The sequence below is a fragment of the Candidatus Kurthia intestinigallinarum genome (assembly GCF_003991225.1).
GTDB classification, from domain to species: Bacteria; Bacillota; Bacilli; order Bacillales_A; family Planococcaceae; genus Kurthia; species Kurthia populi.
In genome coordinates this window covers 1-2,490 of the sequence record NZ_JTFC01000213.1, presented here as the reverse complement: position 1 = coordinate 2,490, position 2,490 = coordinate 1, and the positions used below count along the sequence as shown (strand labels likewise).

Annotated in this window: 3 protein-coding genes and 1 pseudogene; 1 reads left to right on the top strand and 3 read right to left on the bottom strand. The window is 35.9% G+C overall.

The window, feature by feature from the left end; all coding sequences use genetic code 11:
- From QI30_RS19935 to QI30_RS19925, 3 genes and pseudogenes are all read right to left on the bottom strand, one after another.
- A pseudogene (locus tag QI30_RS19935) lies at positions 1-724 on the bottom strand (hypothetical protein); the annotation flags it as partial.
- Positions 721-1,104, bottom strand: a complete 384-nt coding sequence (locus QI30_RS19930; RefSeq protein ID WP_126992128.1) for a hypothetical protein — start codon at positions 1,102-1,104, stop codon at positions 721-723. The pseudogene QI30_RS19935 and the gene QI30_RS19930, both read right to left, overlap by 4 nt.
- 337 nt (positions 1,105-1,441) lie before the next feature.
- Positions 1,442-1,924, bottom strand: coding sequence for a JAB domain-containing protein (locus QI30_RS19925; protein WP_126992148.1), 483 nt, complete (start codon positions 1,922-1,924; stop codon positions 1,442-1,444).
- A gap of 265 nt (positions 1,925-2,189) precedes the next feature.
- On the opposite strand from QI30_RS19925, the gene QI30_RS19920 reads away from it, so the two are divergent.
- Entirely contained in the window at positions 2,190-2,393 is a 204-nt protein-coding gene (locus QI30_RS19920) for a hypothetical protein (protein ID WP_126992133.1), read from the top strand.
- Positions 2,394-2,490 lie beyond the last annotated feature (97 nt).

The window sequence follows — 2,490 nt, the reverse complement described above, 5'->3', positions numbered from 1 at the left end:
CTTGAGTCGCGCTCAGGCCTAAATCTAGTAGTATATTTGTAAATATGCCTCTACCAATGTGCGTGGACCAAGTATTAGAAGTTAAAAGTAAATAATCTTGTTGATTGCCACTTTTGAGAACTGATTCTAAGAAAGCATCTTTAACCTTTTCAAAACGTCGAGAATATGTCTTACCAGTGATTGAGCCTTTCGTTCCAGAAGAGATAAATAGAGCTGGAGTGTTAGCCCCTTTGATTTTCGAAGTAACTTTTTTATGTTCTTCATATAACTTTTTTATTAAACTTGGACATAATACTACTTGATCTCTTTGGGTTTTCACTTGATTATCAGAAGTGTTTAAAGCATCGGGAAATAGTAATTTTTGATTGTCCCTTATTTCCAAAATAAGACCTTTATTTGTCCAATTAAAACTAGAATCCATAAGGTTAATTACTTCTGACCTCCTTAAACCACCCAATATTTGCAAAGCTACCCCTAAGGCGATTTCAGAATCAGTTTCTCGTGCTATATTTATAAACTTAGATATTAGTTTATCTCTATTCTTTCCAAATGTTTTTATCTGACCTCTATTAATGGAATTATCAGTTGGATAAACCATATCGATATCATTTATAGAAAATATATCTTCCAGAACTAATTTTTTCGATTTATTGTATTTACTATGTTTACTTTCTCTTGCCTTTATCCTATAGTCTTCTTCTGGTATGGCTTGTTTTTTAGTCAATGAAAAAAATTGTTAATATAATCTAAATCTGTTTTTACATAATGGCTAGATTTTATCTTCGCTCTAGTTTGCAGAGACAGTTCCGTTATATATGCTGCAGCATGCTCCAACTTTATACCTTTTAGTCCCTTCACCTTCAAGCTAGTATAAAAGGGCATACTAATATTTTTATAAACATAGTTAAAAAATCTTGTAATAGCATAAGCAACATTCTTTTGAGAACTTAATGATTTTCCTTTCATATAGTATTCACTTTTAATAAAATTGGTAAGCGGAGAGGGGAATACCATCCCAAACTCATCTTCTATCCCTATAGCAATTGTTCTTTCGGAATGATCCCCTACTAATGAAACTTCGAATTCTTTAACAACAAATCGCATAGCTCTCTCCTTAATTCACCCAAAATCAAAATTTCTTATGGGTATAAATGTAATTGTTGTATCAATGTTTTTCATATTACAATTAATTCCACCCTAAAACAAGTATACAATGATAAATTCAAAAAGTAAGCGACTTCAAATGTTTTAAATCCACAATAGTTCCTTAGATTTTTCAAATTTTCGCCAAGGAAATCTTTATTAAATGTATGTTGCTCCATGTTGATCACATCCTATTTCGTCGCCTTGCACACAAGGCGACGCGATTTTTCACTTACAATCCCTTACCCTGTCTCATATAAATTGAAAAGAGACGCACAAAGTGTGCGCCTTTTCAATATTACATATATCCTTTTTCTTTTAATGATAGGAAGTTATTTTCGCAGACGATTAAATGGTCGAGAAGTTCCACACCTAAGAGCTCACCTGCCTCCTTTAAACGCTCGGTAACATCAATATCCTCGGGGCTTGGTGTACAATTTCCAGAAGGATGATTATGCCCAACAATTATCGAAGCCGCATTTTGTAAGAATGCTGTTTTAAACACTTCACGTGGTGTTACGATGCTTGCATTTAAAGAACCGATATGACAACGGTGCAAAGATTGAATTTGATTTTTGGTTGATAAACAAGCGACTAAAAAGATTTCTCTATCCTCGTCACCAATAAATTTCATCGCTATATTGGCAAAATCTTGAGGGCTACGAACTGTATAATCTGTAAGGTTTTCCGACAAATATTTCTTTGGCAGTTTACGACGCTCGGCTTTAATTTTTACAATCTCATAAATCGGCTCTAACGACTGGTTAGTAGGGTTTGTCATGGTGTTTCCTCCTTAGATTTTTTTGATTGCTTTAGCCGCAATCCCGAAGTCGGAAGGCTGAATTTTTTCCGATTTCTTGGCTATGCCATGCAGCTATTTGCAGCAATCAAAAAGCAAGGAATCGCCTTAGCGATAGCTCAAAATTTTTTGTAGCGTAAGCATGTTTAAACAAAAAATTTTGACGGTCCTTGCTTTTTGAGGTGAAACTCGGATAGCAGTGTGGTAGGCAGAATCTGCCACGCTGCTTGCCGCAAGTTGAACGCAAATGGCAAAGCCCAAGCAAATGATCTTATTGCTTGGGCGTATGGCGAAAGAAATCGAAAAAATGGGCACAATAAAAGTGACTGCCGTGACAGTCACTTCCGATTTGTCTTTTGTATTAGATGTTGATCTTCGCCTCGTTTGGTATGGCGGCCTAGCCGTAAACGATACAGGAATCTACTCGCTGTTAGGCACTTACAGCGAGTGATTATCGGAGCGTTTAATGCCAAAGCGACACGTACCCCTTCACACAAAGCGTCTTTTGCTTGTGATGAAGAGGTAGTGTGGGCAAAATATAGGTTGAT

Bases quoted from the DNA above. Each gene is read 5' to 3' on its own strand.
- QI30_RS19930 (WP_126992128.1), bottom strand. From the start codon at position 1,104: ATGCGATTTGTTGTTAAAGAATTCGAAGTTTCATTAGTAGGGGATCAT.
- QI30_RS19925 (WP_126992148.1), bottom strand. From the start codon at position 1,924: ATGACAAACCCTACTAACCAGTCGTTAGAGCCGATTTATGAGATTGTA.
- QI30_RS19920 (WP_126992133.1), top strand. From the start codon at position 2,190: ATGGCAAAGCCCAAGCAAATGATCTTATTGCTTGGGCGTATGGCGAAA.